The sequence below is a fragment of the Oerskovia sp. Root22 genome (assembly GCF_001429135.1).
In the GTDB taxonomy this organism is placed as follows: domain Bacteria; phylum Actinomycetota; class Actinomycetes; order Actinomycetales; family Cellulomonadaceae; genus Oerskovia; species Oerskovia enterophila.
In genome coordinates, this window is record NZ_LMIL01000008.1 from 387614 (window position 1) to 413341 (window position 25728).

The window sequence follows — 25728 nt, forward strand, 5'->3', positions numbered from 1 at the left end:
TACCCGCGACGGGTAGGGGCACCTGGCAGGAGGGGCTCTGGGGACACCTGGTTGCAGCACTCAGCATCCTCGGAGGATCTGTGACCTTCCTTTCCCGTCTGTACGACAGGCGTCGCTCCGTCGCATCCGTGAGCACGGTGTCCATCTTCTCGACCGCGCTGGTCGCCTTCGCGATCACGTACGACGGTCAGGCCACCGCCGACGTGGAGCTCAACGACTCGGGCGTCTGGGTGACCCGGACGTCGGGGGGTGCCCTGGGCCGGTTCAACTTCGAGTCCCAGGCCCTGGACGGGTCGTTGCTGGCGTCGTCGGCCTCGTTCGACGTGCTGCAGAACGCGGGCAAGGTGCTGCTCGTCGACGACGGCGCCGGGGCCGTGAGCCCCGTCGACGTGGCGCGGCTGAAGCTCGACGGGACGGTGCGTCCGCCGACGGGCGCGAAGGTCGCGCTGGGAGGTTCCACGGTGGCCGTCCTCGACGGCGAGGAGGGCCTGCTGTGGGTGATCCCGTTCGCGGGGGTCGCGTCGTTCGACGCGGAGAACCTCGAGCCGACCGCCGAGCTCGGCGGTGAGGGCGTCGTCCAGGTCTCCCAGGACGGCACGGTGTACGCCGTGGTCCCGGCCACGGGTGAGCTGACCAAGGTGACGACGACGGCGACCGGGACGGTCGAGGAGGTCACCTCGTCCAAGGTGCCGGTCGGCAAGGGCGACGAGGTCGAGGTCACGACCGTGGGCTCGGAGCCGGTCGTGCTCAACCGCACCCAGTCGCAGCTGGTCCTCCCGGGGGGCAAGACCGTCCCGCTCGAGGGGGCGTCGGACGCGCGCCTGCAGCAGCCAGGGGCCAAGACGGCTGACGTCGCGGTCGCGACGAGCTCGGGGTTGGTCCTGGCGCCCCTGGGCGGGGGGGACGCCGTGACACGTGCGGCGTCCGGCCTGCCGGCGGCGCCCGTGCAGCTGGGCGGGTGCACGTACGGCGCGTGGTCGCAGTCGGGTCAGGTCATCCGTGACTGCGCAGGGACGGACCTGGACATCGACAAGCGCCTCGACGGGGTGGATCCGCAGAACCGGCTGGAGTACAGGGTCAACCGCAAGGCGATCGTGCTCAACGACCTGTCGGCGGGCACGCTCTGGATGGCGGCCGACGAGTACGAGAAGGTCGACGACTGGGAGCTGGTGCTCCCCGAGCAGGCCGAGGGCGAGGAGTCCGAGGCGGACCTGAGCACCCCGGAGCAGGTCGACCAGTTCGTGCTCGACCGTTCCCAGCCCAACCAGCCGCCGCTGCCGGTCGACGACACGTTCGGCGTGCGCCCCGGGCGCACGACCCTGCTGCCCGTCCTGGGCAACGACGTGGACCCTGACGGGGACGTCATGACCGCGACGCTCGCCGGCGAGGGGCCGCGCGACGCGCAGGTGCAGACGGTGCTGGGAGGCGCAGCGCTCCAGGCCGTCGTCCCGGCGGACGCCGAGGCGGGGACGTCCTCGTTCCGGTACTCGGTGTCCGACGGTCGCGGCGGGGTCGCCGAGGCCGGGGTCGAGCTGAAGGTCTCGCCGTGGAGCGAGAACGCCGCGCCCGAGCAGACGGGGGAGCCGGTCCTGGTCGTGGAGTCCGGCAAGACCGCCGAGATCAAGGTCCTGCCGTTCTTCCGGGACCCGGACGGCGACGACCTGTACCTCGCGGCGGCATCGGTGACGTCCGCCGGGGACGAGGTGCGTTCGCGCCCGGACGGCACGGTCGAGTTCCGTGACGGCGGCGGGTCGACGGGCCGCAAGATCGTCAAGATCATGGTGGCCGACGGCCAGGAGGTCTTCGAGGGTGTGCTGAACGTGGACGTGTCGGGGGCCGGTCAGCTCGCGCCCGTCGCCGTCGCGGACCACGTGGTCGTTCCCGCGGGGCAGCCCGTCACGGTCGAGCCGTTGCTGAACGACTACGACGCGAACGGTGACGAGCTGCGCCTGGCGGCGGTCTCCGAGTCCGCGCCCGCGCAGATCACGCCCAACTTCGATGCGGGCACGTTCCAGTTCTTCTCCAACGAACCGCGTTCGTACGACCTGACCTACCAGGTCTCGGACGGTCCCAACGCGACGACGGGGCTGGTGCGCGTCGACGTGCTGCCGGCCTCGGCCGCCGAGGGGCCGCCCATCGTGGTCTCCGACACCGCGCTGCTGCCCTCGGGTGGCAAGACGCTCGTGGACGTGCTGGCCAACGACACCGATCCTGCGGGCGGGGTGCTCGTGGTGCAGTCGGTCAACGTGCCGGACAACGCTGGTGTGTCGGTCGCGGTGCTGGGGCACCAGATGCTCCGGATCACCGAGATCCGCCGCTTGGACGCGCCCGTGACGATCGAGTACACGGCTTCCAACGGGACGCAGACCACGACGGGTCAGGTGCGGGTCATCCCGGTCCCGGCCCCGGTCAAGCTCCAGCCGCCGAACGCCGCCGCGGACGAGGCGACCGTGCGGGTGGGCGACGTGGTCACGATCCCCGTGCTCAAGAACGACACGCACCCCGACGGTCTGGAGCTCTTCCTGCAGGATGAGCTCGAGCAGGGCGTGGCCCCCGAGCAGGGCGAGATCTTCGCGTCCGAGGGCCAGCTGCGGTTCAAGGCCGGTCCCGAGGCCGGCACGGCGTACGCGATCTACCGCGTCCGGGACAAGAACGGCCAGGAGGACTCGGCCCAGGTCACGATCCACATCCGTGACGGCGAGGAGAACTCGGCGCCCCAGCCGCTGCCCGTGCAGATGCGCGTGCTCTCCGGTGCGAGCGTGCGGGTCGCGGTGCCGTTGGACGGGATCGACCCGGACGGCGACTCGGTCCAGCTCACCGGGATCGCGTCGGCACCGGGCAAGGGGAAGGCCACGGTCGAGGACGGGTACCTCGTCTACGAGGCGTCCAAGGACGCGACCGGTTCCGACACGTTCACGTACTCGGTCCAGGACGCGCGTGGCGAGATCGCGGTGGGCACGGCCCAGGTAGGGATCTCCCGCCCGCCGGCGGCGAACCAGCCGCCCGTCGCGATCGACGACGTGGTCACGGTCCGCCCCGACCGCACGGTCTCGGTGGCCGCGCTGGCCAACGACACCGACCCCGACGGGGACCAGATCGCGTTGCGCCCGGCAGGCCTGGAGGCTCCGAAGGAGCTCGACGCACAGGTCGTGAAGGGCCGCGTGGTCCTGACGAGCCCTGCCGAGGCGGGCGCGACGTCGTTCTACTACGGGATCGAGGACGCGCTCGGCGCGCGCGCCGCGGCCTCGATCACGGTGAACGTGGACCAGGACGCCCCGTTGCTCGCGCCGATCGCGCGCGACGACACGGTCCCGATGGACTCGATCCTGGGCCGGACGAGCGTGCAGGTCGCGGTCCTCGACAACGACGAGGATCCCGACGGGGCCGGGTCCGAGCTCACGGTCACGACCGAGACGCTGGGCGTCTCCGTGGCACCGGACGGGGTGCTGACGGTTCCGCTGACCCAGGACCGCCAGGTCATCACGTACACCGTGACCGACGTCGACGGGCTCACCTCCCGGGCGTTCGTGAAGGTGCCCGGCCTGACCGAGCAGATCCCGCAGCTGCGCCCGGGGATCGCGCCGCTCGAGGTCCACGCGGGCGAGTCGCTGCCCGTGGACATCACCGACTACGTCCTGGTCCTGGAGGGGCGCACCCCGCGTCTGACCGAGGAGTCCAAGATCTCGGCCCTGGAGGGGACGTTCGCGGTCACCGACGCCACGAACCTGACGTACACCCCCCGCGTGGACTACGCCGGACCCGCGGCCCTGTCGTTCGAGGTCACCGACGGGTCGGGGCCCGACGACCCCGAGGGGCACAAGGCCCTGCTCACGCTTCCCATCATCGTGCTGGCACCCAAGAACCTTCCCCCGGTCCTGTCGGCCTCGAACGTCGACGTCGCCGCCGGTGACGAGGGCAGCGTCGACCTGGCGCGGTTCGTCGAGGACCCGGACGGGGACCCCGTCACGTTCACCGCGGGCGGGGCCCCGGCCGGGATCTCGGTCGCGATCAGCGGTACCACCGCGACGGTCCAGGCCACCCCGGAGGTCGCCAAGGGCACGGTCCTGAGCGTCCCGATCTCCGTGACCGACGGGGAGCACCCGCCGGTCGAGGGGACCCTGACCGTCAAGGTCGTGGCCTCGACGCGGCCTCTGGCCAAGGCCAACGAGGACACGGTCGACAAGGCCCACCAGGGCAAGGACGTCCCGGTCAAGGTCCTGGCCAACGACTCCAACCCGTTCCCCGAGACCGGCCTCAAGGTCGTCGGCGCCATGGTCGAGACCGGCAACGGCTCGGCGGCGGTCTCCGGCGACCAGGTCGTGGTCACCCCGGACAAGACGTTCGTCGGGGTCATGGTCGTGCGCTACCGCATCCAGGACGCCACGGCGGACCCCGACCGCGAGGTCGAGGGACGCATCCAGGTGACCGTCCAGGGGCGCCCCGAGACCCCGGCCAAGCCCACGGTCGAGGAGGTCCGCTCCAAGACGGTCGTCCTGACGTGGGACCCGCCCGTCAACAACGGTGCCGAGATCACCGGGTACACCGTCAAGTCGGCCAACGGGTACAGCAAGGCGTGCGCGACCACCACGTGCACCCTGGACGGCCTGACCAACAACGTGACCTACAACTTCACCGTGGTCGCGACCAACGAGGTGGGGGACTCCGACCCGTCGGCGCCCTCGGAGGACGCACGACCCGACGAGAAGCCGGACCCGCCGGCCCCGCCGACCCTCGAGTTCGGCGACCAGTCGCTGACGATCACGTGGGTCAACAAGACCTACACCGACCGCTCGGCGATCGAGTCCGTCAACCTCGAGATCTCCCCGGCGCCGCCGGGCGGCGCGATCCAGAAGACCGGTATCGGCGGCAACCAGTTCGTCTGGACCGGTCTGAAGAACGGCGTGGACTACAAGGTCCGGATCCAGGCCGTCAACCTCGCACCCGACCCTTCCGAGTTCGGCGAATGGTCGGCGGGGATGGTCCCCGCGGGCAAGCCCGCGGCACCCTCGGCCCCGAGCGCCAAGCGTTCGGGGGAGTCCGCCATCAACGGCGGCGTCATCGACGTCTCCTGGACAGCTCTCACCGGCGAGCAGTGGAACGGTGACACCAAGACGTACTACGTCCAGCGCTACAAGGGAGGCGCAGCGGACGGGGGGCCCGTCGCGACCACGGGCACCACGCACAAGGCCACGGGCCTGGACAACGCCGCGTCCTACACGTTCACCGTCGTCGGCGAGAACAAGGCAGGACTCGGCGCGCCCAGTGCGACCTCGGGTGCCGTGACGCCGTTCGCCAAGCCCGACGCCCCGACCGGTGTCAGTGCCAGCGACGCCAAGGGCGTCCCCCAGATCGCCTGGAACGCCCCCGACAGCAACGGCAGCCCGATCACCAGCTACACCGTGACCGCGAGCAACGGCGGCGGCACCAAGACCGTGACGGGCACGTCCGCCGCCTTCACGGGACTCAACGCCGGGACCACGTACACGTTCACGGTCGTTGCGACCAACGACGGCGGGACCTCGGCAGCGAGCGGGGCCTCGGGTGCGGTCAAGGCCTACACGACCCCGGGGGCGCCCGGCGTCTCGGCTGGACGCACGGGAGCGACCAGCGGCCAGTACACCGTCCACGCCCCCGGCTCCGACGGAGGCAACCCCGTGACGAGCTACAACTGGGCTCTGACCGACGGCCGCTCGGGTTCCGGTACGACCATCAACGTGGGGAGCGACTACGGACAGTCCTTCTCGCTGCGCGCACAGGCCTGCAACAACGCCGGGTGCGGGGCCTGGAGCGGCTACGTCGGCTACAAGACCGACGCACCGCCCATCCCGCCCAAGGTCTGGGTCACCCGTGGCGTCGGTGCCGCGACCGGATCGCTCGGTGACTGCAACGACACGTACATCTGCACCAAGTACCGGGTCAACGCCAACGAGACGTTCCCCAGCGGCACGTACGACTTCCAGTGCTGGTCGAACGCGTCGGGGTACGACCACAACATCGTCTACGCAGGTCGCACCTACTCGGCGTATCTCGCTGCCGGCAGCTCGGTCGACCTTCCCTGCATCATGGGCAACTACTACCCGGCGCCTCAGGCCTGGGTCACGATCAACCACGGAGGCGTCACGGTCGAACGTCAGACCTGGCCCAACCGATGACCGCGCCCTCTCACCCCTCGGACCTCCGCACAGGAAAGAACACCATGACCACCATGACCCCCGAGCAGGCCGCCTGGTTCGCTCAGACCTTCGACCGTCTGGTCACCAACGTGGGCCAGGCCGTGCTGGGCAAGCCGCACGTCGTGCGCCTGGTCCTCACGTGCATGCTCTCCGAGGGCCACATCCTCCTCGAGGACGCGCCCGGCACGGGCAAGACCTCGCTGGCCCGAGCGCTGGCCGCGAGCGTCCAGGGCACGCAGAACCGCATCCAGTTCACGCCGGACCTGCTCCCCTCCGACGTCACGGGCGTGACGATCTACGACCAGAAGACCGCGAAGTTCGAGTTCCACCAGGGCCCGATCTTCGCGTCGATCGTCCTCGCGGACGAGATCAACCGTGCCTCGCCCAAGACGCAGTCCGCGCTCCTGGAGGTCATGGAGGAGGGGCAGATCACGGTCGATGGCGTGACCCACTCGGTGGGTCGGCCGTTCATGGTCATCGCGACCCAGAACCCGATCGAGCAGGCCGGCACCTACCGCCTGCCCGAGGCGCAGCTCGACCGCTTCCTCATGAAGACGTCGCTCGGGTACCCCGACCACGCGGCCACGGTCGAGATCCTGCAAGGGGCCTCGGTGCGTGACCGCAGCGCGACTCTGCAGGCACTCATCACGACGCAGGCCGTCGCGGAGATGGCCGACCTCGCCGCGGGTGTCCACGTCGACGGCGCCGTGCTCGAGTACATCTCGCGTCTCGCCGAGGAGACCCGCAACGCGGCCGAGTGCCGCGTCGGGGTCTCGGTCCGTGGGGCGCTCGCGCTCGTCCGGTGCGCCAAGGTGTGGGCCGCGGCGCACGGTCGCAACTACGTCCTGCCGGACGACATCAAGGAGCTCGCACAGCCCGCCTGGGCGCACCGGCTCGTGCTCGACCCCGAGGCCGAGTTCGCGGGGGCGACCAACGAGGGCGTGCTCGCGCGCCTCCTGGCCGACGTCGCGGCGCCGCAGGAACGCCGGTCGGCCTGACCTGATGACCACGACCGAGACCTCCGTCGCCGCAGGCGGTACCCCAGACCCGGCTCCCGGACGGACGCCCCAGGGCGTCCCGAGCGTCCAGGGCACCACGGGAGCGCCCGGCGCCCCCGAGTCCTCCGGGACCCCTGCCGGAGCTCCCCGACGCGCCCGGACTCCCTGGAGCCGTCCGGCCCGCCCGACCACGGGCAGGGCCGCGCCCGCGCGCCCGGGGCGCGCGACGCCGTCGGGCAGGGGGACGCGCCTGCGCCGCCTCCTCGCGCCCGTGACGACGCCCGTCGCGGAGGCGCTCGCGCCCGTGGCCTCGGTCGTGAGCCCGTTCGGCTGGGCCGTCCTGGTCGGGACGGTCGCGGCGTGGTGGACCGGGCTGCTGTTCTCGTGGGTCGAGCTGATCGTGGTCGCGGTCGTCCTGACGGTCGCGCTCCTCGCAGCCGTCGCGTTCGTGCGCGGGACCTTCAAGTACACGGTGGACCTGGACCTCGGGCAGCAGCGTGTCACGGTCGGCGACCGCGCGGTCGGCCGGCTCGAGGTGAGCAACCAGTCGCAGCGTCCCCTCCTGCCCGCCGTGATGGAGCTGCCCGTGGGCGCGGGCGTGGCCTCGTTCCCGGTCCCGCGCCTGCGCACCGGGGCGAGCCACGAGGAGATCTTCACGATCCCGACGCACCGCCGCTCGGTCATCCCCGTGGGCCCTGTGCGCTCGGTCCGTGCCGACCCGTTGGGCCTGCTGCGTCGCGAGGTCGTCTGGACGGACCCCGAGGAGCTGTTCGTCCACCCGCGCACCAAGAACCTGTCGGGCTCCTCGACGGGCTTCCTGCGCGACCTCGAAGGTCGCGTGACGCAGGACATCTCCAACTCCGACGTGTCGTTCCACGCGCTGCGCGACTACGTCCCGGGCGACGACCGTCGCCACATCCACTGGAAGACGACGGCCCGCACGGGGCAGCTCATGGTCCGCCAGTTCGAGGAGACGCGGCGCTCGCACCTCGCGGTGATCCTGTCCACGCGCACCGAGGACTACGGCCACCCCGACGAGTTCGAGCTCGCGGTGAGCTCGTGCGGCTCGCTCGGCCTCCAGGCCATCAAGGAGGACCGTGGCCTCACGGTCCTCGTCAACGACGGCAGCCTGCGCGGCGACAACCGCGTACGCCTGCTCGACGACCTCGCCCGCGTCGAGACCCGTGAGCTGCGCACGAGCCTCGTCGACGTCGCCCGCGTCGCGACCGCGAGCGTCACGGACGCCTCGGTCGTCGCGCTCGTGGTCGGCAGCTCGGTCACGCCCACGGAGCTGCGCGCGGCCTCGGCCCGCCTGCCGCAGGACGTCCGGGTCATGGCGATCCAGTGCGTCCCGGGCGCCAAGGTCAGCCGCCACCGGATCGCCGAGCTCGTCGTGCTCACCATCGGGGAGCTGGGCGACCTTCCCCTCGCACTGCGGAGGCTGAACGACTGATGTCCCAGAACGACACCCGGGGTCGGGCGGCCGGTCCCGGCAGCCCCTCCTGGCAGGGCAGGCCCGCGGGCCACACCACGGGCTCGACCGCGACGGGCACCCGCTCGAACGGGACGACGTCCCGGGCCCCGCGCGGCACGAGCGCCCCGCGGGCCCTCACGGGTTCGGGCGCCCTCGACGCGCTCGCGCTCGTCGTGATGCTGGGCGCGGCGATCGTCGGGTTCGGCCCGGCGTGGGGCTCGACCGCCCACCTGCTGCCCGCCGTCGGCGGCATGGTCCTGGGCCTCGGCGTCGCCTGGCTCGGCGCCTGGCGCCGCTGGGGAACGCTCAGCGTCGCGGCCGCCGCGGTCCTCGTCTACGTGCTGCTCGGCGGTCCGTTCGCACTGCCGGGCACCACGGTCGCCGGCGTCCTGCCGACCCTCGACACGTTCCGCGGCCTGCTGCTCGGCGCGGTGACGGGCTGGAAGGAGATCGTCACGTCCGTGCCGCCGCTCCAGTCGTTCCCGGAGCTCGGGGTCGTGCCGTTCCTCCTGCTCTTCGTCACGTCGCTCGTCGCGGGCACGCTCGCGTGGCGGGTCCGCGACGCCCAGTGGGCGCTCGTCCCCGTCGCGCTGGCGTTCGTCGCGATCATCCTCCTGGGCACGGTCGTGCCTGCCGTGCCCGTGGTCCAGGGCCTGGTCCTGGTCGTCGTCGGCCTGCTGTGGGGCGCGTGGCGCGCGACCGAGGCGAGGCTCGGGGAGCACCAGGTCACGACCGAGGCGAGCCTCGCGGCGACCCGTCGGCTGCGCTGGCACCGCGCCCGGGGCGGCGCCGCGATGCTCGCCCTCGGCGGGGTCGCGGCGGTCCTGCTGGCTCCCGTGCTCACGCCCGACACCGAGCGCATGGTCCTGCGGGAGAACGTCGTGCCGCCGCTCGACCTGCACGAGTACGTCAGCCCGCTCGCGTCGTTCCGCAAGTACGCCAAGGAGATGACCGAGGACGAGCTGTTCACGGTCGAGGGCCTGCCTGCGGGTGCCCGCGTCCGCCTCGCGACGCTCGACGCGTACAACGGCGTCGTCTACGACGTCTCGAGCGGCGGGGCCGGGTCCGGGTCGGGGGTCTTCACGCGGGCCGGTGACCAGATCGCCACGGTCGCCCAGGGCACGCCGACCGACCTCACGGTCACGATCGGTGACTACCGGGGCGTGTGGGTGCCCGACGTCGGGTCGCTCGCGGGCATCGTCTACCAGGGCGAGCGGGCCGAGGACCTGGGCTCGACCACCTACTACAACTCGACCACGGCGACCGGTGTCGTGACGGCGGGGCTGCGCCCGGGCGACTCGTTCCGCCTCGACGCGATCGTCGCGCCCGCCCCGTCGGCCGAGGACCTGCAGTCCACGCGCATCCTCGACGAGAAGCTCCCGCGCTCGATCAACGTCCCCGACTCGGTCGCGGGCAAGGCCGCGCAGTTCATGGCCGAGGAGACGGACCCCGTCGTCCAGCTCGACAACCTGAAGAACGGCCTCGTCGCGAGCGGCATCTTCTCGAGCGGTCTCGAGACGCAGCTCCCTTCGCGCCCGGGGCACTCGGCCGAGCGCATCGACACGCTGCTCGCCGACGAGGAGATGATCGGCGACGACGAGCAGTTCGCGGTCGCGCTCGCCCTGATGGCGCAGTCCGCCGGGATCCCGGCGCGCGTCGTCATGGGCTTCTACCCACCCGAGACCTGGGAGGAGGGCACGCCGTTCGTGGCCACGGGCGCCGACGTCCACGCCTGGGTCGAGGTGCCGTTCGAGGGCTACGGGTGGGTGCCGGTCGACGCCATCCCGGAGGAGGACAACAAGATCGAGCCCGAGCCCAAGAGCGACCAGGTGCCCAAGCCCCCGGTCCTCGAGGACCCGGAGCCGCCCGAGGAGCCCGCGGACGCGGAGGCCGGCACGGTCGACGACGAGGAAAAGAAGGACGACGCCGAGTCGTCCGGGTTCGACTGGGGTCAGGCAGCCCTCGTCGCGGTCGCGGTCGCGGTGCCGTTGATCCTGCTCGCCCTCCCGCTGCTCCTGATCGTGGCCTTCAAGTCACGGCGCAGGAAGAGGCGTCGCGAGGCCGAGCGGCCCGTCGACCGGATCAGCGGTGGCTGGCGCGAGGTGCTCGACGCCGCCACCGACCTGGGAGCGCCCGTCGCGGGCGGTGCGACGCGCCGGGAGGGCGCGGGGGCACTGTCCGAGTCGTTCCCCGCGGCTGCGGCACCGACCGTCACGCTCGCCCGGACGGCCGATGCCCAGGTCTTCGGGACCGGGGACCCGAGCCCGCAGGAGATCGAGTCCTTCTGGACGGAGGTCGACGCCGTGCTGACCGGTATGCGGTCCACCCTGCCGCGCAGGCAGCGACTTCGCGCCGCGGTGTCGCTACGATCCCTGCGGGGCGCACGGAGGTCCTGGCTGCCTGCCAGGTTCCGTCGGGCTCGACAGTCCGTCCGGTCGGCGCGCACGCCGGCGGCGGGTCCCGTCACCAAGCCAGGAGACAAGTGATGTCCGAGACGACGACCTGCAGCGCCTGCGGCACGACGCAGGCCGCAGGCTCCGCGTTCTGCGCGGTCTGCGGGACCAGGTTCCCGCGCACCGGCAGCCCGTACGCGGCGGGCCTCTCACCGGACCCGGTGCCGGACCCCGCCTCGGAGCCCGTCCTCGGGGTCACGACCGAGCGCGAGGTCGCGGCCATGACCCAGCGTGCGTACGGCCTCCCCGTGGGTCCCGGGCAGCCGGGCGCACCCGGGGTCCCGGGCGCACCCGCCGTGTCCTCGGCGTCCTCCGGGTCCTTGTCGGCAGGAGGGCACGCGGCCCCTGTCGCGGGCGTCGGCCGCCGCTTCGTCGCGTTCCTCGTCGACTGCGCGGTGATCGGGCTCGTCGCCGGGGGAGTCGTGCTCGGTGGGCTGGCCGCCCTCGGCGTGCCGCTCACGGGCGGCATGACCGTGGCGACGCAGGCTCAGGCGGAGGAGCTGCTCGGGAGCGTGACGATCCTGTGGGCCGTGACCGGCGCCCTGGGGCTCGTCTACTGGCTCGGGATCTGGTTCTGGGAGGGGCGGACGGGCCGCACGATCGGCAACCTCCTGCTGGGGCTGCGCACGGTCCGGGCCGAGGACCGCTCGCCCCTGGGCTTCGGCCGCGCCGCGCTGCGGTGGATCGTGATCGGGCTCGGGGCGATCGCGTGCGGCGTCGGAGAGTTCCTCGTGGCGCTCTCCCCGGCCTTCGACAAGTCCGGCCGCGGGCAGGGCTGGCACGACAAGGCGGCCAAGGCCGTGGTCCTCGACGTCCGCGCGGTGGCGCCGTCCGCGTCCGGGGCGCCGCACGCACCCGCGGAGCCGTTCGCGGCGATGCCCCCGACGGGTGCCTTCGCGGCCCCGCCCACGGGGTACGCGGCCCCGGCCGCGACGCCGGTCCAGTACTCGTCGACCCCGCCCGCGGGCTACGCGGCCCCGGTCGCGCCCGGATATCCCGGTGCCCCGCAGCAGGTCCCGGTCGCGTCCGACCCGTGGGCGTTCAGCGCGGCTCCGGCGCCCCAGGCAGGCGCCCAGGACGGCCTGATCACGGGAGTCCCGGGAGCACCCGGCGTCTCGGTGCCCGGGGGAACCGCCGCCCAGGTGGCGCCCTCCGCTCCCACGGAGGCTCCGTCGTCGGGCGGGGGACTTCCCGGCCCGACAGCGCAGCCCTCCGTGTCCTACGCCGCGCCCTCCGCTCCGCCCCAGCAGGCGCCTGCCGCACCTGTCGCCCCCGTGTCGAGCGCCGCGGCGGCCGACGAGGATCCCGACTGGGACAGCACCCGGTTCAGCGTGAGCGACGTCCGGCGGGACACCCCGGCCGGGTTCGTGCTCGAGCTCGAGTCGGGCCGTCGGGTCACCGTGACGGGCACGGCGCTGATCGGACGCAACCCGCAGGCGACCGGGGAAGGCGCCGTGGTCCTGGTCGCGGTCGAGGATCCCACCCGCTCGGTCTCCAAGACGCATGCCGAGATGGGCGTCGACGCGGGCGGGCTCTGGCTCGTCGACCGCGGTTCGACGAACGGCACCATCCTGACGCGCCCCGGTGGCGCCCCTCAGGTGCTCGAGGCAGGCGTCCGCGTCGCCGTGACCGTGGGGTCCGTGGTCCAGGTCGGCGACCGCCGACTCACGGTCCACCCGGGTGGTGCCGCGTGAGCGCGAGCACGACCGGGGTGCACCTGGCCTGGGGGGCGAGCTCTCACCGCGGGGCCCGCCGGCTCCTCAACGAGGACCGCTTCCTCGCGGACCGGACGGTCTTCTTCGTGGCCGACGGCATGGGCGGGCACGACGCGGGCGAGGTCGCGAGCGCCGCGGCGATCGACGCGCTGCGTCCGCTCGGGGCGCTCGGCACCGTGGGCCCCGAGGACGTCCGTGACCGCTTGGGCGTCGCCCAGGACGACGTGCGGTCGATCAGCACCGAACCGGGTCGGGGAGCCGGGACGACCGTCACGGGAGTCGTGGTGGCCGAGCAGGAGGGCGTCCCGTACTGGCTCGTGGTGAACATCGGTGACTCGCGGACCTACCAGATGTCGCACGGTGTCCTCGAGCAGCTCAGCGTCGACCACTCGGAGGTCCAGGAGATGGTGGACGCCGGCCTGCTCACCCCGACCCAGGCGCTCACGCACCCGCGACGCCACGTCGTGACGCGGGCCGTCGGGGCCGCGCTCCCGCCCGAGCCGGACTTCTGCTGGATCCCCATCGAGCCGAGGGACCGCATGCTCGTGTGCTCCGACGGCCTGACGGGCGAGCTGTCGGACGAACGGATCGCCGAGATCCTCCTGGCGCAGCCCGACCCCCAGTGCGCGGCCGACCTGCTGGTCAACGAGGCCATCGTCGCTGGTGGCCGGGATAACATCACCGTGGTCGTCGTCGACGCGACCGGGGCGTGGCAGGACACCAGCGACGGGTCCACGACCCCCCGGGACGCCCTGGGCTACACCGACGAGGACACCTTGCCGCGCGAGATCCACTTGCAGATGGGGGACAGGTCGTGAGACTGCGCTACGACACGGGGAGCGCTTTCGGGTTCATCCGGGGTGGAGCGATCGTCGTCCTGCCCGACGGCGCGACGAGCGAGCTCGTCCGGGCCCTGTGGGAGCGGCTCGACGCGTCGGGCGACGCGGAGACCGAGGTCATCGAGGTCATCCAGCTGCTGACCGTCGTCCTGGGCGCCACGCTGCGCACCATGCCGTCGTTCGCGGTCGCCGTGGTCTCCGGGCAGCGCGTCCAGGTCGCGGTGCGCGGCGACGTCTCGGTCACCCTGCGCACCCCGACCGAGAGCGTGCACGTGGACGGCGACGACGTCTCGACCTGGTCCGAGCGCTCCGTGGAGGGCGTCGAGGTGGTCTCGGTGCAGCTCGGCGTCGACCCGGTGACGGACCTCGAGGCCGCGGCGGGCCAGGTCGCCCTGGTCGGGCTGCCTCTGCGGGAGGGTGTCGTGCTGGCGTCCAGGATCGTGCAGTACCTCGTGGAGGTTCCGGTGGCCCAGGGCACCGAGCGCTCGACGGCGGAGCTCCCCGAGGTCGCCGACGCTCCGGCGCGCGTCCCCGCGCCCCCGTCGCTCGACGCGCTCGCCTGGGGGCCGCCGCCGGCCGCTCCTGCGGCCGAGCCGTCGTCGGCGGACGCGGTGGTCGTGAGCCAGGCTGGCCTGGTCGGTGCTTCCTTCGAGGGCGACGGGCAGGGCGACGAGGTCCTCGGGACGGACGAGGCCCTGCCGGACGCGCTGGTCACGCCCGCTCTCGTGGACCCGCTGGGGCACGGTCCGGGAGCGGCGGTCGACCGTGACCAGGTCGAGGCGTCCGAGGAGACCATCGCGCCCGAGGCCACGATCGCGCCCGAGGTCACGGTCGCGCCCGACGTCCAGCGACCGGCGGCCGCGGTCGAGAGCCCGGCCCTGTCCGACGGTGGATCGTCCGGCGTCGGCCCCGTGCCCGCCCCTCCGACCGAGGCGGAGACGGGGTACGGCCACCTCTGGGAGTCGACCGTCCTGCGGACGGTCGAGGACGCTGCGATCCGGGTCGACGAGGACGGTCAGGACGAGGGCGCGAGCGGTCCCGCGGCCTCCGCGCCGCTCGTCGCCCCCTCACCCGGTGCGCCGGCAGGCTCCGGGCCGTCGTCCGACGACGAGCCCGAGGACGAGGACGGCATGATCGCCGGCATCCCGCGCGAGTGGACCGGGGCGACACCAGCCGCTGCGGCCCGCGCCTTCGACGTCGACGTCGCGCACGAGCCGAGCACGGTCGCGCCGGCCCCGAGCCTCGCTGCGGAGGCCGACGACCACGACGGGCACACGGTCTTCTCGTCGGTCATCGCGGATCTCCGGGCCCAGGTCGGCGGTGCGGGGGCACCTCCGCTCCCCGCCCCGGCCCCCGACGTCGAGGTGCCCCCTGCGCCGCCGTCGGCGGCAGGACCGACCTTCTCGCCGCCGCCCGCTCCCGGGTCGCAGCAGATCCTCGCGCGCGTGTGCCGCGAGGAGCACGCCAACCCTGCGTCGCGCGACACGTGCGGTCGCTGCGGCGCACCGCTCGACGGCGACGCCCACCTGGTCACGCGCCCGTCGCTGGGCCGCTTCACGCTGTCCAACGGCCAGGTCGTCGAGCTCGACCGTCCCGTGGTCCTGGGGCGCAGGCCCCGGACCACGCGCGCGCAGAGCAACGACCTGCCCCGGCTCGTTGCCGTCCCCAGCCCCGAGCAGGACATCTCGCGCTCGCACGTCGAGATCCAGCTCGAGGGGTGGCACGTCCTGGTGTGCGACCTCAACACGACCAACGGCACCACGGTGCTGCGACCCGGCCAGCCGCCGCGCCGCCTGCACCCCGGCGAGCCCATGATGGTCGCGTCCGGGGACGTCGTCGACGTCGGTGACGGCGTGACGTTCGTCTTCGAAGGACTGCTATGAGCTCCAAGCGCGCCCCGTCGGCGCCGCCACTGATCGACGGCTACGAGTACGTGTCGGTCGTGGGGTCCGGCGGCTTCTCCGACGTCTTCCTGTACCAGCAGCAGCGTCCGCGGCGTCGCGTCGCGATCAAGGTCCTGCTGCACGAGTGGTCGAGCGAGTCGCAGCGCGCCGCGTTCGACGTCGAGGCCGACCTCATGGCGACGTTGTCGACGCACCCGTCGATCGTCACCATGTACGAGGCGAGCGTCGCGTCCGACGGACGCCCCTACCTCGCGATGGAGTACTGCTCGCGACCCAACCTCGGCGCGCGCTACCGGACCGAGCGGCTCAGCGTGGCCGAGGTCCTGCGTATCGCCGTCCAGATCGCCGGTGCGGTCGAGACGGCGCACCGGGCCGGGATCCTGCACCGCGACATCAAGCCCGCGAACATCCTGGTCACCGAGTACGGGCACCCTGCGCTCACGGACTTCGGCATCTCCTCGACGCTCGACGACGCGTCCAGGGCCGAGGGCATGTCCATCCCGTGGTCGCCCCCCGAGTCGTTCGCCGAGAACCCGTGGGCGGGCAAGGAGACCGACGTCTGGGCGCTGGCCGCCACGACGTACACGCTGCTGGCCGGGCGGGCGCCGTTCGAGCTCCCCGGCGGGTCCAACTCGAGCGCGAGCCTCATCACCCGCATCGAGTCGACGCCGCTGCTGCCCACGGGGCGCACCGACGTCCCGCCGTCGCTCGAGCGCGTGCTCGGCACGGCGATGGCCAAGAACCCTGCGTCGCGCTACCCGAGCATGCTCGCGTTCGCGCGGGCGCTCCAGCAGGTCCAGAACGAGCTCTCGTACGCCGTCACGCCGATCGACGTCCTCGACGACTCGGGCCTGACGCAGGAGGAGGAGCCCGACGACGACGGTGGCACGCGGCTGCGCGCGATCGTCTCGATCGACCCGCGGGGGGTTCCGGGCAGCACCTCCGGCTCGCACCCTTCGCCGGGCGGTCGCACCACGACGAACGGGACGACCCCCGTCTACCGGCAGGACCCGTCGCAGCTCCCCTACGCGCCCGTGACCTCGAGCGGCCGTGCGCAGGTCGCGACCGGGACACCGACCACGTACGGCACCCCGGTGGGTTCCGTCGCGGCACCGCAGGCCCCGGCACAGCCCACCCCCTACCAGCAGGCGCCCGGGCTCCCGACCCACGTGCCGCCGTCGGGCGGGGGGTTCGTCCCGCAGCGGCCCGCGCCGGGTGGCGCCCAGCAGCACACGGGGGCCTGGGGTCCGCCCGTGGACGACACCGTGCACCGCGTCGGCGTCGAGGCCCCCCTGGACCCCGGGCCGTCCGCGGCCCCCGCGCCCAAGCGGCAGGCCTGGCCGCTCCTGGTCGCCGCAGGAGTCCTCGTGCTCGTGGTGGTCGGGATCTTCGTGCTCCTCAACCCGCCCGGCGGCGGCTCGGCGGACGCGGACACCGACCGGCCGAGCGTCGACGGCACGGAGACGGGAGACACGGGGGACACGGGCGATCTCCCGAACGACAACCTCGGCGACATCGTGCAGCCCGTCACGACCGTGACGTCCGGGTACATGGACGACCTGGGCCAGGTGGCCTTCAAGATCGAGTACCCCGAGGGATGGCAGGACGGCGACATGTTCTCGATCCGTCGGGTCGAGGACCCGACGGCCGACGAGAAGCCCGAGGAGGTGTCCTTCAACGTGGTGCGGTACGAGGCGGCCAAGGGCGAGAAGGTCTGCATCGAGATCACGGTCAAGCGTGACGGAAGACCGTCCAAGCCCTTCACGAAGTGCGAGCCGGAATGAGCGACCTCGCGATCGAGTTCTGCGGCGAGTGGTTCCGCCCCGTGCCCGGGGAGGAGTTCGACATCGGGCGCGACGGCGACCTCGAGATCGAGGACAACCCCTACCTGCACCGACGCTTCCTGCGGATCACGCACGAGAACGGCATCTGGTGGCTCGCGAACGTGGGCTCGCTCATCTCCGCGACCATCTGCGACGCGGGCGGGGGAGTGCAGTCCTGGCTCTCACCGGGCAACCGGCTCCCGCTCGTCTTCGCCTCGACCTCGATCGTCTTCACCGCGGGCCCCACGACCTACGAGGTCATGGTCCAGCTCGCGGGGGCGCCGTACCAGGAGATCCGTTCGGAGGAGCCCGCCGACGGCGCGACCACGATCGGCATGACGAGCTTCACCGTCAGCCAGAAGCAGCTCATGGTCGCGCTCGCCGAGCCCATGCTCCGCCGGGACGGGACGGGTCTCTCGGAGATCCCGACCTCCGCGGACGCCGCGCGTCGGCTCGGGTGGGCCACCACGCGCTTCAACCGCAAGCTCGACAACGTGTGCGACAAGCTCGACCGGATCGGGGTCAAGGGCCTGCGCGGAGGTCCGGGCGCGCTCGCCACGAACCGGCGCGCGCGTCTCGTCGAGTACGCGGTCGCGTCGCGGCTCGTGACCTCCGACGACCTCGCCCTGCTCGACCTGCCGAGCGACTGACCACCGGGACACGTTCCCCCCGACCGTCCCGGCGCCCGCGCCGGTCTGACCGAGGACCTCTCCTGTGCGCATCAAGCTGACCCTGCACCGCCCGGACTCGACCCTGACGAACGTCGCGGTCACGGCCGACGCCACGGCGACCGTGCGCGACATCGCCGAGGCGCTCTACTCGGGCGACCCCGTGCGCGCCGGGGCCGCGGCCCCGGACCGGCTCACGCTCCAGGTCGACGACGCGTCGAGCGCGTCCCAGGGCCGGGTCCTGTCACCGACGAGCGACCTGATCGAGGCGGGCCTCCGGTCGGGCGCGACCGTCTCGATCGTCCGGGTCTCCGAGCAGTTCGAGGCCCCCGGTCAGGACCGGGGGCCGGCCGCCGCCGTCCTGCGCGTGCTCTCGGGACCCGACGCGGGCAGGGAGTTCCCGCTGCCCGTCGGCACGAGCTACCTCGGTCGTGACCGGGACATGGACGTCCGGCTCGACGACCCGCTCGTGTCCAAGCGGCACGCGCGACTGACGGTCGGGGAGTCGATCGAGATCGTCGACACCAACTCGGCCAACGGCCTCGTCATGGGCGGGGAGCGCATGGCGCGCGCGACCCTCACGTCGGCCGACACGGTCGACGTCGGCGGCTCGGTCATCGCGGTCGTGGCGCTGCAGCGCAGCGGCAGCCTCGCCCCGACGAGCCCCATCGTCGAGTTCAACCGTTCGCCGCGCGTCGTGGCCCGCTTCCCGGAGCGCACGCTCAAGGCCCCCAAGCCGCCGCAGCCGCTCCAGCCCGCGCGCTTCCCGTGGCTGGCCATGGCCGCCCCGCTGGTCATGGGAGTCGTCCTGTGGATGGTCCGCAAGGACTTCATGTCGGTCGTCTTCATCGCGCTGAGCCCCATCCTGATGATCGGCAACTACGTCGACCAGAAGGTCCAGGCCAAGCGACGGTTCAAGGCCCAGGTCGAGCAGTTCACGGTCTCGGTCGCGGCCATGCGCGAGACCATCGAACGGACCCATGCGGTCGAGCGTGCCGTGCGGCTCGCCGAGACGCCGTCGGTCGCGGACACCGTGGACGCCGTACGGCGTTTCGGTGCGCTGCTGTGGACCCACCGGCCCGAGCACCAGGCCTTCCTGAGCGTGCGGATCGGGCTCGGACGAGGGGTCTCGCGCGTCCAGCTCGACGACCTGGGCAACAACGACACGCTGCCGGTCTACTGGCAGGAGCTCGAGAAGCTGCAGGCCGAGTGCTCGCACATCGACGGCGTGCCCGTCGTGGCTCACCTGCGGTCGAGCGGAGGCCTGGGCATCACGGGGCCCGCCGGGACGGTCGACGGCGTGGGGCGCGGGATCCTGGTCCAGCTCGTCGCGCTCCACTCGCCCGCCGAGCTGGTCGTCGCCGCGCTCACCTCGCCCCGGTCGCGGGTCGACTGGGAGTGGCTCGAGTGGTTGCCCCACACGGGCTCGCCGCACAGCCCGCTCGCGGGTGACCACCTCGCGGACAACCCCGGTGCGGGCGCGTCGCTCCTGTCGCGGCTCGAGGACCTGGTCGAGTCGCGTGGTGCGGACCTGGGCGAGCGGGCCCGGGACCGGGGCGGCGTCGACCCCGCCAAGGAGCTCGACGACCTCGAGGCGCCCGTGCTGCCGACCGTCGTCGTGCTCGTCGAGGACGACGCTCCCGTGGACCGGTCCCGCACGACCCGCCTCGCGGAGCGAGGCGCCGACGTGGGGGTGCACGTCGTGTGGATCGCCCCGACCGTGGAGCAGCTGCCTGCCGCGTGCCGCACGTTCGTCCTGACGGGCGACGGGGGAGCGACGTCGGGCGAGGTCCGCGTCGGACGCCTCACCTTCCCCGTGTCGTGCGAGCAGGTGGACCTCGCGACCGCGCACGAGCTCGCGCGTGCCCTGGCCCCCGTCGTGGACGTCGGCGCACCGATCGACGACGACTCGGACCTCCCGCGCTCGGTGTCGTTCGTGTCGCTCGCGGGCCAGGCCCTGCTGAGCGACCCGGACGCCCTGGTCGAGCGCTGGCGCGAGAACCACTCGTTGACCGTGCGCGACGGGTCGCCGCCCGTGCGCCGCAAGTCCGACGCGACCCTGCACGCGCTCGTCGGGCACTCGGGGACCGAGCCGCTCCACCTCGACCTGCGCACCCAGGGCCCGCACGCGCTCGTCGGCGGGACCACCGGCGCCGGCAAGTCCGAGTTCCTCCAGTCGTGGGTGCTGGGCATGGCCGCCGCGCACAGCCCCGACCGGGTCACGTTCCTGTTCGTCGACTACAAGGGCGGGGCGGCGTTCGCGGACTGCGTGAACCTGCCGCACACCGTGGGCCTCGTGACCGACCTCTCGCCCCACCTGGTGCGACGGGCGCTCACGTCGCTGCGTGCCGAGCTGCGGTACCGGGAGCACCTGCTCAACCGGAAGAAGGCCAAGGACCTCGTCTCGCTCGAGCGCACGGGCGACCCCGAGGCGCCGCCGAGCCTGCTGATCGTCGTCGACGAGTTCGCGGCCCTCGTCAACGAGGTCCCGGAGTTCGTCGACGGCGTCGTCGACGTCGCCCAGCGCGGACGCTCGCTCGGGCTGCACCTCATCCTCGCCACCCAGCGACCGGCCGGCGTCATCAAGGACAACCTGCGGGCCAACACGAACCTCCGCGTCGCGCTGCGCATGGCCGACGAGGCCGACTCGACCGACATCCTGGGCATCCCGCTCGCTGCGCACTTCGACCCGTCGATCCCGGGCCGAGGCGCGGTCAAGACGGGGCCCGGGCGCATCACCCCGTTCCAGACGGGGTACGCGGGCGGCTGGACGACCGACCGGCCGCAGCGTCCCCGCCTCGACGTCGAGGAGATGTCGTTCGGGACGGGCGCCTCGTGGGAGATCCCGGCCCCCGACGTCGAGGAGGTCGTCGACCCCGGTCCGAACGACATCGCCCGGGCCGTGGCGACGATCGCGCGCGCGGCGCAGAACGCGGCCGTCCCGGCCCCGCGCAAGCCGTGGCTCGACGAGCTCGCCCGGACCTACGACCTGGCTCTCCTGCCCAACCCGCGCACCGACGAGCTCCTCCTCCTGGGCGTCGTCGACGACCCTGCGTCGCAGAAGCAGCCGACCGTCTTCTACGAGCCCGACCGCGACGGCAACATGGCGATCTTCGGCACCGGTGGCTCGGGCAAGAGCGCCGCCCTGCGGTCGATCGCCGTCTCGGCCGCGATCACGGCCCGTGGTGGCCCGGTCCAGGTCTACGCGATCGACTGCGGGGCGAGCGGCCTGCGGATGCTCGAGGACCTGCCGCACGTCGGCGCGGTCATCGCGGGGGACGACGCCGAGCGCGTGACCCGCGTCCTGCGGATGCTGCGCGGCATCGTCGACGACCGCTCGGTGCGGTACGCGGCCGTGCGTGCCGGGACGATCGGCGAGTACCGGTCCCTCGCCGGCGCGCCGCAGGAGCCGCGCATCCTGCTCCTGGTCGACGGGATCGGCGCGTTCCGCGACGAGTACGACCTCAAGGCGACCCCGTGGTTCCCCGTGTGGGCGGCGTTCTCGCAGCTCGCGACCGACGGGCGCCAGGTCGGCGTGCACGTGATCATCACCGGCGACCGGCCGAGCGCCGTGCCGACCTCGCTGGGCAGCACCATCCAACGCAGGCTCGTGCTGCGCCTCGCGAACGCCGACGACTACCTGATGGTCGGGGTGCCCCGCGACGTCCTGACCCCGGCCTCGCCGCCCGGTCGAGGAGTCCTGGCGGGCAACGAGGTCCAGGTCGCCGTGCTGGGCGGGGACGCCAACGTCTCGATCCAGTCGCGAGAGATCAGCAAGCTGCGTGACGCGATGGTGCGCAACGGCGTCCCCCAGGCGCCGTCGATCGAGAAGCTGCCCGACTCGATCCCGCTCTCGTCGCTGCCTGCGTCGGTGGGCGGCGCTCCGGTCATCGGCCTCGACGACCTCGACATCGCCCCGGTCGTGCTGCCCGAGCGCGGCACGTTCCTGCTGGGCGGTCCCCCCGTCGGCGGTCGGACGACCGCGCTCGTGACGATCGCGCAGGCGGTCCGGCGCGCGCGTCCCGGGACCCGGATCGTGTTCTTCTCACCTCGTCCGACGCCCATCTCGGCGCTGCCCGTGTGGGACACCACCGCGACGAGCCCCGAGGAGATCGTCCCCGTCGTCGAGTCGATCAAGGCGCAGGCAGAGGCCGGGCAGCTCGGTCGCGGGGACCTCGTCCTGGTGGTCGAGAACCTCACCGAGCTCACGGGTACCCCGGCGGAGGCGGTCCTCGACAAGCTCGTCCAGCTCCTCGTCCGGACCGACCAGCTCGTGGTCGGTGAGTCGGAGAGCTCGACGTGGAGCCAGGCGTGGACCCTGGCCAAGCCGTTCAAGGCCGGGCGGAGCGGGCTGATCCTGACCCCCGGCGACACCGACGGCGACATCCTCCTCGGCACGTCGCTGGGACGGATCCGCCGAGCAGAGTTCCCGGCCGGGCGAGGCTTCCTCGTCGTGGCCGGGCGCACCCGGAAGGTGCAGATGGCCCTCCCGGAGTAGCTCTCCACGGATGGGGACCTGTCCCCATGTACGGGGTAGGCACGACATGGTTGAGTACTCCGTGTCGAGAACATGACGAGGTCGCCCGCAGGGGGTGGCCCTGAAAGAAGGAGCAGCACATGAGCAACTACTGGGGCCTCAACGTCGAGCAGGTCAAGCAGCTCTCGGCCGAGCTCATCCAGGCAGCCTCGGACGTCGACGCCATCAAGTCGAAGCTCACGGGCAAGCTGGACTCCGTCGAGTGGAACGGCCCGGACGCCACCGCGTTCCGCTCCGACTGGTCGGGCCAGCACGTGACGGCCCTCCAGACCGTCATCACGGCGCTCAACGAGGCCGGCGCCAAGGCGCAGTCGAACGCGCTCGCGCAGGAGGCCACCTCCAACGCTTCCTGATCCCCAGGACGCGCGACGACGGGGCAGACGAGAGGGCGCAGGATCTTCGGGTCCTGTGCCCTCTCGTCTGCCCTTCGTCTGCCTCTTCGGCACGTCGCCGACCTTCCCCACCCTCGGGCAGATGCCCGACGACGCGAGATGAGAACCTGTGGCCTTCTACGGTGCCGACGTCACGGCGCTCCGGGCGCTCGGCAAGAGCTTCGACGAGGCCTCGGGCGAGCTCGACGACCTCCGGACGAGGATCTCGCAACGGTTGGGCGGTGTGGACTGGAAGGGGCCGGACGCCGAGCACTTCCGCGACCTGTGGTCCTCGCAGTGCGCCTCTGCGCTCACGACGACGCGCGACGCGCTGCGCGAGGCAGGCACGGCGCTCGTGCGCAACGCCGACCATCAGGAGGTCACGAGCGAGGACAACGGGCCCGGCGGGACGAGCTGGGGAGGTGGGGCACCCGGTGGAGGCTCGACGAGCGGTCCTGGCGGCGGGCCGGTCATCGGACCTGCAGGCCCCCTGGCTCCGGGGTCCCCGTGGTGGCTGCACGGCGGGACGGGCGGTGCCGCCGGGGAGAAGGTCGACAACAGCGGCGTGTTCGACCCCCACCGGAACTACCAGTCCACGTACCAGCTGTCCACGCTCGACGGTGAGCAGGTGGACGGCCCGCTGCACGACGACAAGCGTCCGGTCGACGCCAAGGCGCACCTGGCGAGCGCGAACGCGTCCGGGGTCCTGGGTGTCCAGGGCGAGATGGACGGATCGTTCGGCGAGTCGAGCGGCTTCCACGGCGACGGCTCGCTGGCCGGCTGGGCCGGGGCGCGGGCGGACGCCGGGGCGGGCGGGTACGTCGGTGCCGACGGCCTGGCGGTCGAGGGGCAGGCCGGGGTCGCCGTCGGGGCAGGGGGCAAGGCCGACGGCTCGCTGGGGTACGGGATCCTCGAGGCGAACGGCAGTGCCGAGGCGTTCGCGGGCGCGCGCGCCGGCGTCGACGCCGCGGCCTCGGTCGGACCCGACGGGCTGGGGGTCGCGGTCGGCGCCGAGGCGTTCGCCGGTGCCGAGGCCAAGGTCGAGGCGTCGGTGGGGATCGAGGGCGCCCAGGTCGGCGCCGAGGCGACCGGCTACGCGGGGATCGGCGTCCGTGCGAACGTGGACGTCAAGGCGGGCTGGGAGCACACGGAGATCGACATCGACCTCGGCGTCGCGCTCGGGCTCGGCGGTGGGGTCGGACTGAAGGTCGACCTCGAGCCCAAGAAGCTCGTGGAGGGCCTGACCGACCTCCTGCCCTGGTGACCGGCTCACCGCACGGGCGCGAGCGGGAGCGGCCCGTGGAGACTGAGCTGCACGAGCCTCACGGAGATGCCCGAGCCGCCGAGGGCCTGACAGACTGACACCCCCGTCCTGCCGTCGAGCAGGACGGTACCGACCGACACGAAGGATGGTTCATGAGCACCGTGCTCTCCTACCCCAGCGCCGACTTCCCTGCTCCCGTCCGGGTCAGCATCGACTGCCCGGAGGACTGGGCACCGCTCCCCGAGGTCGCGCTCCCGCTCGCCCTGGCCAAGGTCGTGGCCCCCGGCGAGTTCCGGCCCAACGTCATCGTGGTCGTGTCGCGCACGCGCAAGCAGTTCACGCTGGAGAACGCCGTGAGCGAGGTCGTGACCAAGCTGACCGGGCTCGCCGGGTACGCCGAGCTGGGGCGCGAGGAGCGGGAGATCGCGGGACATCCCGGCTTCCGGATCGAGGGCGCCTTCACGGACGCCGAGGGGGGCACCCTGGTCCAGGCCGTCCGCACGACGATCGTCGACCGTGGACCCGTCGTGGACCTGGTGCAGGTCACGGGCTCGTGCTCGGGAGCGCAGGCCGAGCAGCTGCTGGTCGAGATCCGAGCGATCCAGGAGAGCCTGAGGATCGAGGAGTGAGCGTCCCCGTGCCGACCGGCGGTCCGGCCGGGGTCGAGGACGTCGTCGCGGCTCTCCTCTCGCTCAACGCGGAGGACGTGCCCTACGAGGTCACGGCGGAACCGACGGACAAGGGTGCCGTCGTCACCGCGACCTGGAAGGGCTGGGACGTGCGCTGGCAGTCCTTCTTCGGTGCAGGGGCCGTCACCAAGACGTTCCGGCTCGTGGTGACGCTCGACGGCAGGCGAGGGACCTACGCGTTCACCGAGCTCCACGGCTCGACGCGCAGGTCCGTGGGGGTCTCGGCCGGTGGCGTGCACGCCGAGGCTCGCAAGGACGGGTTCCGTGGCAAGACCTTCGGGGCGCGCTCCCTGAAGGTCGTGATCGCGCCGCGGGTCACGGTCTCCGGTGAGCGAGGCTACGAGGTGTCGAACGTCGCGACCCTGTCGTTCACCCCCTCGACCATCAAGGTGCCGGTCTTCTCGACGCTTCGCTCGCTCGGGTGGCGCCCTCGGTTCGACAACGGGTTCATGCGACGGTTCGAGGGCTGATCCGGCGGCGCGCGCTGTGGCGCGAGGGCAGGCCGAGCCGTCGTGGCCTCCCGTGGCGCCCTGAGTGCGCACGTCTCCGAACCGCGTAACGATTGCTCAGATCGCAAGACAGGGTTCCATCAGGCGAGATCGCCTGTCAGTGTGGAGGTTCACCTCAGTCGTACAATCGAGTGGTTCTCCCGTTGGCGGCCGCGGACCTCACCCGGACAGCCCGCGTGACCGGTCCGCCCCACTCCTGCGGACCGTTCGTCCCCCTCCTCGATCGGAAGGCGTTCTTTCCTGTGAGCAGCTCCCGTCCTTTGCGCGTCGCTATCGTCGGCGCTGGTCCTGCTGGTATCTATGCGGCGGAC

14 protein-coding genes are annotated in these 25728 nt (G+C 72.6%); all 14 read left to right on the forward strand.

Going from position 1 to position 25728, the window contains the following annotated elements:
• The first annotated feature begins 128 nt into the window (after window positions 1-128).
• The 14 genes from ASE15_RS10395 (at window position 129) to ASE15_RS10460 (ending at window position 25378) form a co-directional block, all read left to right on the forward strand.
• A complete protein-coding gene (locus ASE15_RS10395) occupies window positions 129-6152 on the forward strand; it encodes an Ig-like domain-containing protein (RefSeq protein WP_235534335.1) in 6024 nt (2007 codons plus the stop codon).
• Window positions 6153-6196: 44 nt separating this feature from the next.
• The gene (locus ASE15_RS10400) at window positions 6197-7171 is read left to right on the forward strand and encodes a MoxR family ATPase (RefSeq protein WP_056649837.1); all 975 of its coding nucleotides are present in this window, start codon (window positions 6197-6199) and stop codon (window positions 7169-7171) included.
• Window positions 7172-7175: 4 nt separating this feature from the next.
• Window positions 7176-8624: a DUF58 domain-containing protein gene (locus tag ASE15_RS10405; RefSeq protein ID WP_082618364.1), complete on the forward strand. Its 1449-nt coding sequence runs from the start codon at window positions 7176-7178 to the stop codon at window positions 8622-8624.
• A complete protein-coding gene (locus tag ASE15_RS10410; RefSeq protein ID WP_056763165.1) occupies window positions 8624-11131 on the forward strand; it encodes a transglutaminase family protein in 2508 nt (835 codons plus the stop codon). The genes ASE15_RS10405 and ASE15_RS10410 overlap by 1 nt, the downstream gene beginning before the upstream one ends.
• Complete coding sequence (locus ASE15_RS10415; protein WP_056763167.1) at window positions 11131-12792, forward strand: RDD family protein; 1662 nt, start codon at window positions 11131-11133, stop codon at window positions 12790-12792. Before ASE15_RS10410 ends, ASE15_RS10415 begins: the two co-directional genes overlap by 1 nt.
• Complete coding sequence (locus tag ASE15_RS10420; protein ID WP_056763169.1) at window positions 12789-13631, forward strand: PP2C family serine/threonine-protein phosphatase; 843 nt, start codon at window positions 12789-12791, stop codon at window positions 13629-13631. The genes ASE15_RS10415 and ASE15_RS10420 overlap by 4 nt, the downstream gene beginning before the upstream one ends.
• Window positions 13628-15535, forward strand: a complete 1908-nt coding sequence (locus tag ASE15_RS21495; RefSeq protein WP_056763171.1) for an FHA domain-containing protein — start codon at window positions 13628-13630, stop codon at window positions 15533-15535. Before ASE15_RS10420 ends, ASE15_RS21495 begins: the two co-directional genes overlap by 4 nt.
• A complete protein-coding gene (locus ASE15_RS10430) occupies window positions 15532-17340 on the forward strand; it encodes a serine/threonine-protein kinase (protein WP_056763173.1) in 1809 nt (602 codons plus the stop codon). Before ASE15_RS21495 ends, ASE15_RS10430 begins: the two co-directional genes overlap by 4 nt.
• Window positions 17337-18029 carry a hypothetical protein gene (locus tag ASE15_RS10435; RefSeq protein WP_056649855.1) on the forward strand — a complete coding sequence of 231 codons (693 nt, stop codon included), beginning with the start codon at window positions 17337-17339 and terminating at the stop codon, window positions 18027-18029. Before ASE15_RS10430 ends, ASE15_RS10435 begins: the two co-directional genes overlap by 4 nt.
• Window positions 18030-18093: 64 nt before the next feature.
• Window positions 18094-22545 (forward strand): FtsK/SpoIIIE domain-containing protein, encoded by a 4452-nt coding sequence (locus ASE15_RS10440; protein WP_056763176.1) that lies wholly within the window; start codon window positions 18094-18096, stop codon window positions 22543-22545.
• 119 nt (window positions 22546-22664) lie between these two features.
• Window positions 22665-22937, forward strand: a complete 273-nt coding sequence (locus ASE15_RS10445) for a hypothetical protein (RefSeq protein WP_056649861.1) — start codon at window positions 22665-22667, stop codon at window positions 22935-22937.
• 148 nt (window positions 22938-23085) lie between these two features.
• The gene (locus ASE15_RS10450) at window positions 23086-24219 is read left to right on the forward strand and encodes a WXG100 family type VII secretion target (RefSeq protein WP_056763179.1); all 1134 of its coding nucleotides are present in this window, start codon (window positions 23086-23088) and stop codon (window positions 24217-24219) included.
• Window positions 24220-24371: 152 nt separating this feature from the next.
• Window positions 24372-24848 carry an LpqN/LpqT family lipoprotein gene (locus tag ASE15_RS10455; RefSeq protein WP_056649866.1) on the forward strand — a complete coding sequence of 159 codons (477 nt, stop codon included), beginning with the start codon at window positions 24372-24374 and terminating at the stop codon, window positions 24846-24848.
• Window positions 24845-25378, forward strand: a complete 534-nt coding sequence (locus ASE15_RS10460) for a hypothetical protein (RefSeq protein ID WP_056763181.1) — start codon at window positions 24845-24847, stop codon at window positions 25376-25378. The genes ASE15_RS10455 and ASE15_RS10460 overlap by 4 nt, the downstream gene beginning before the upstream one ends.
• The last annotated feature ends 350 nt before the right edge of the window (window positions 25379-25728 follow it).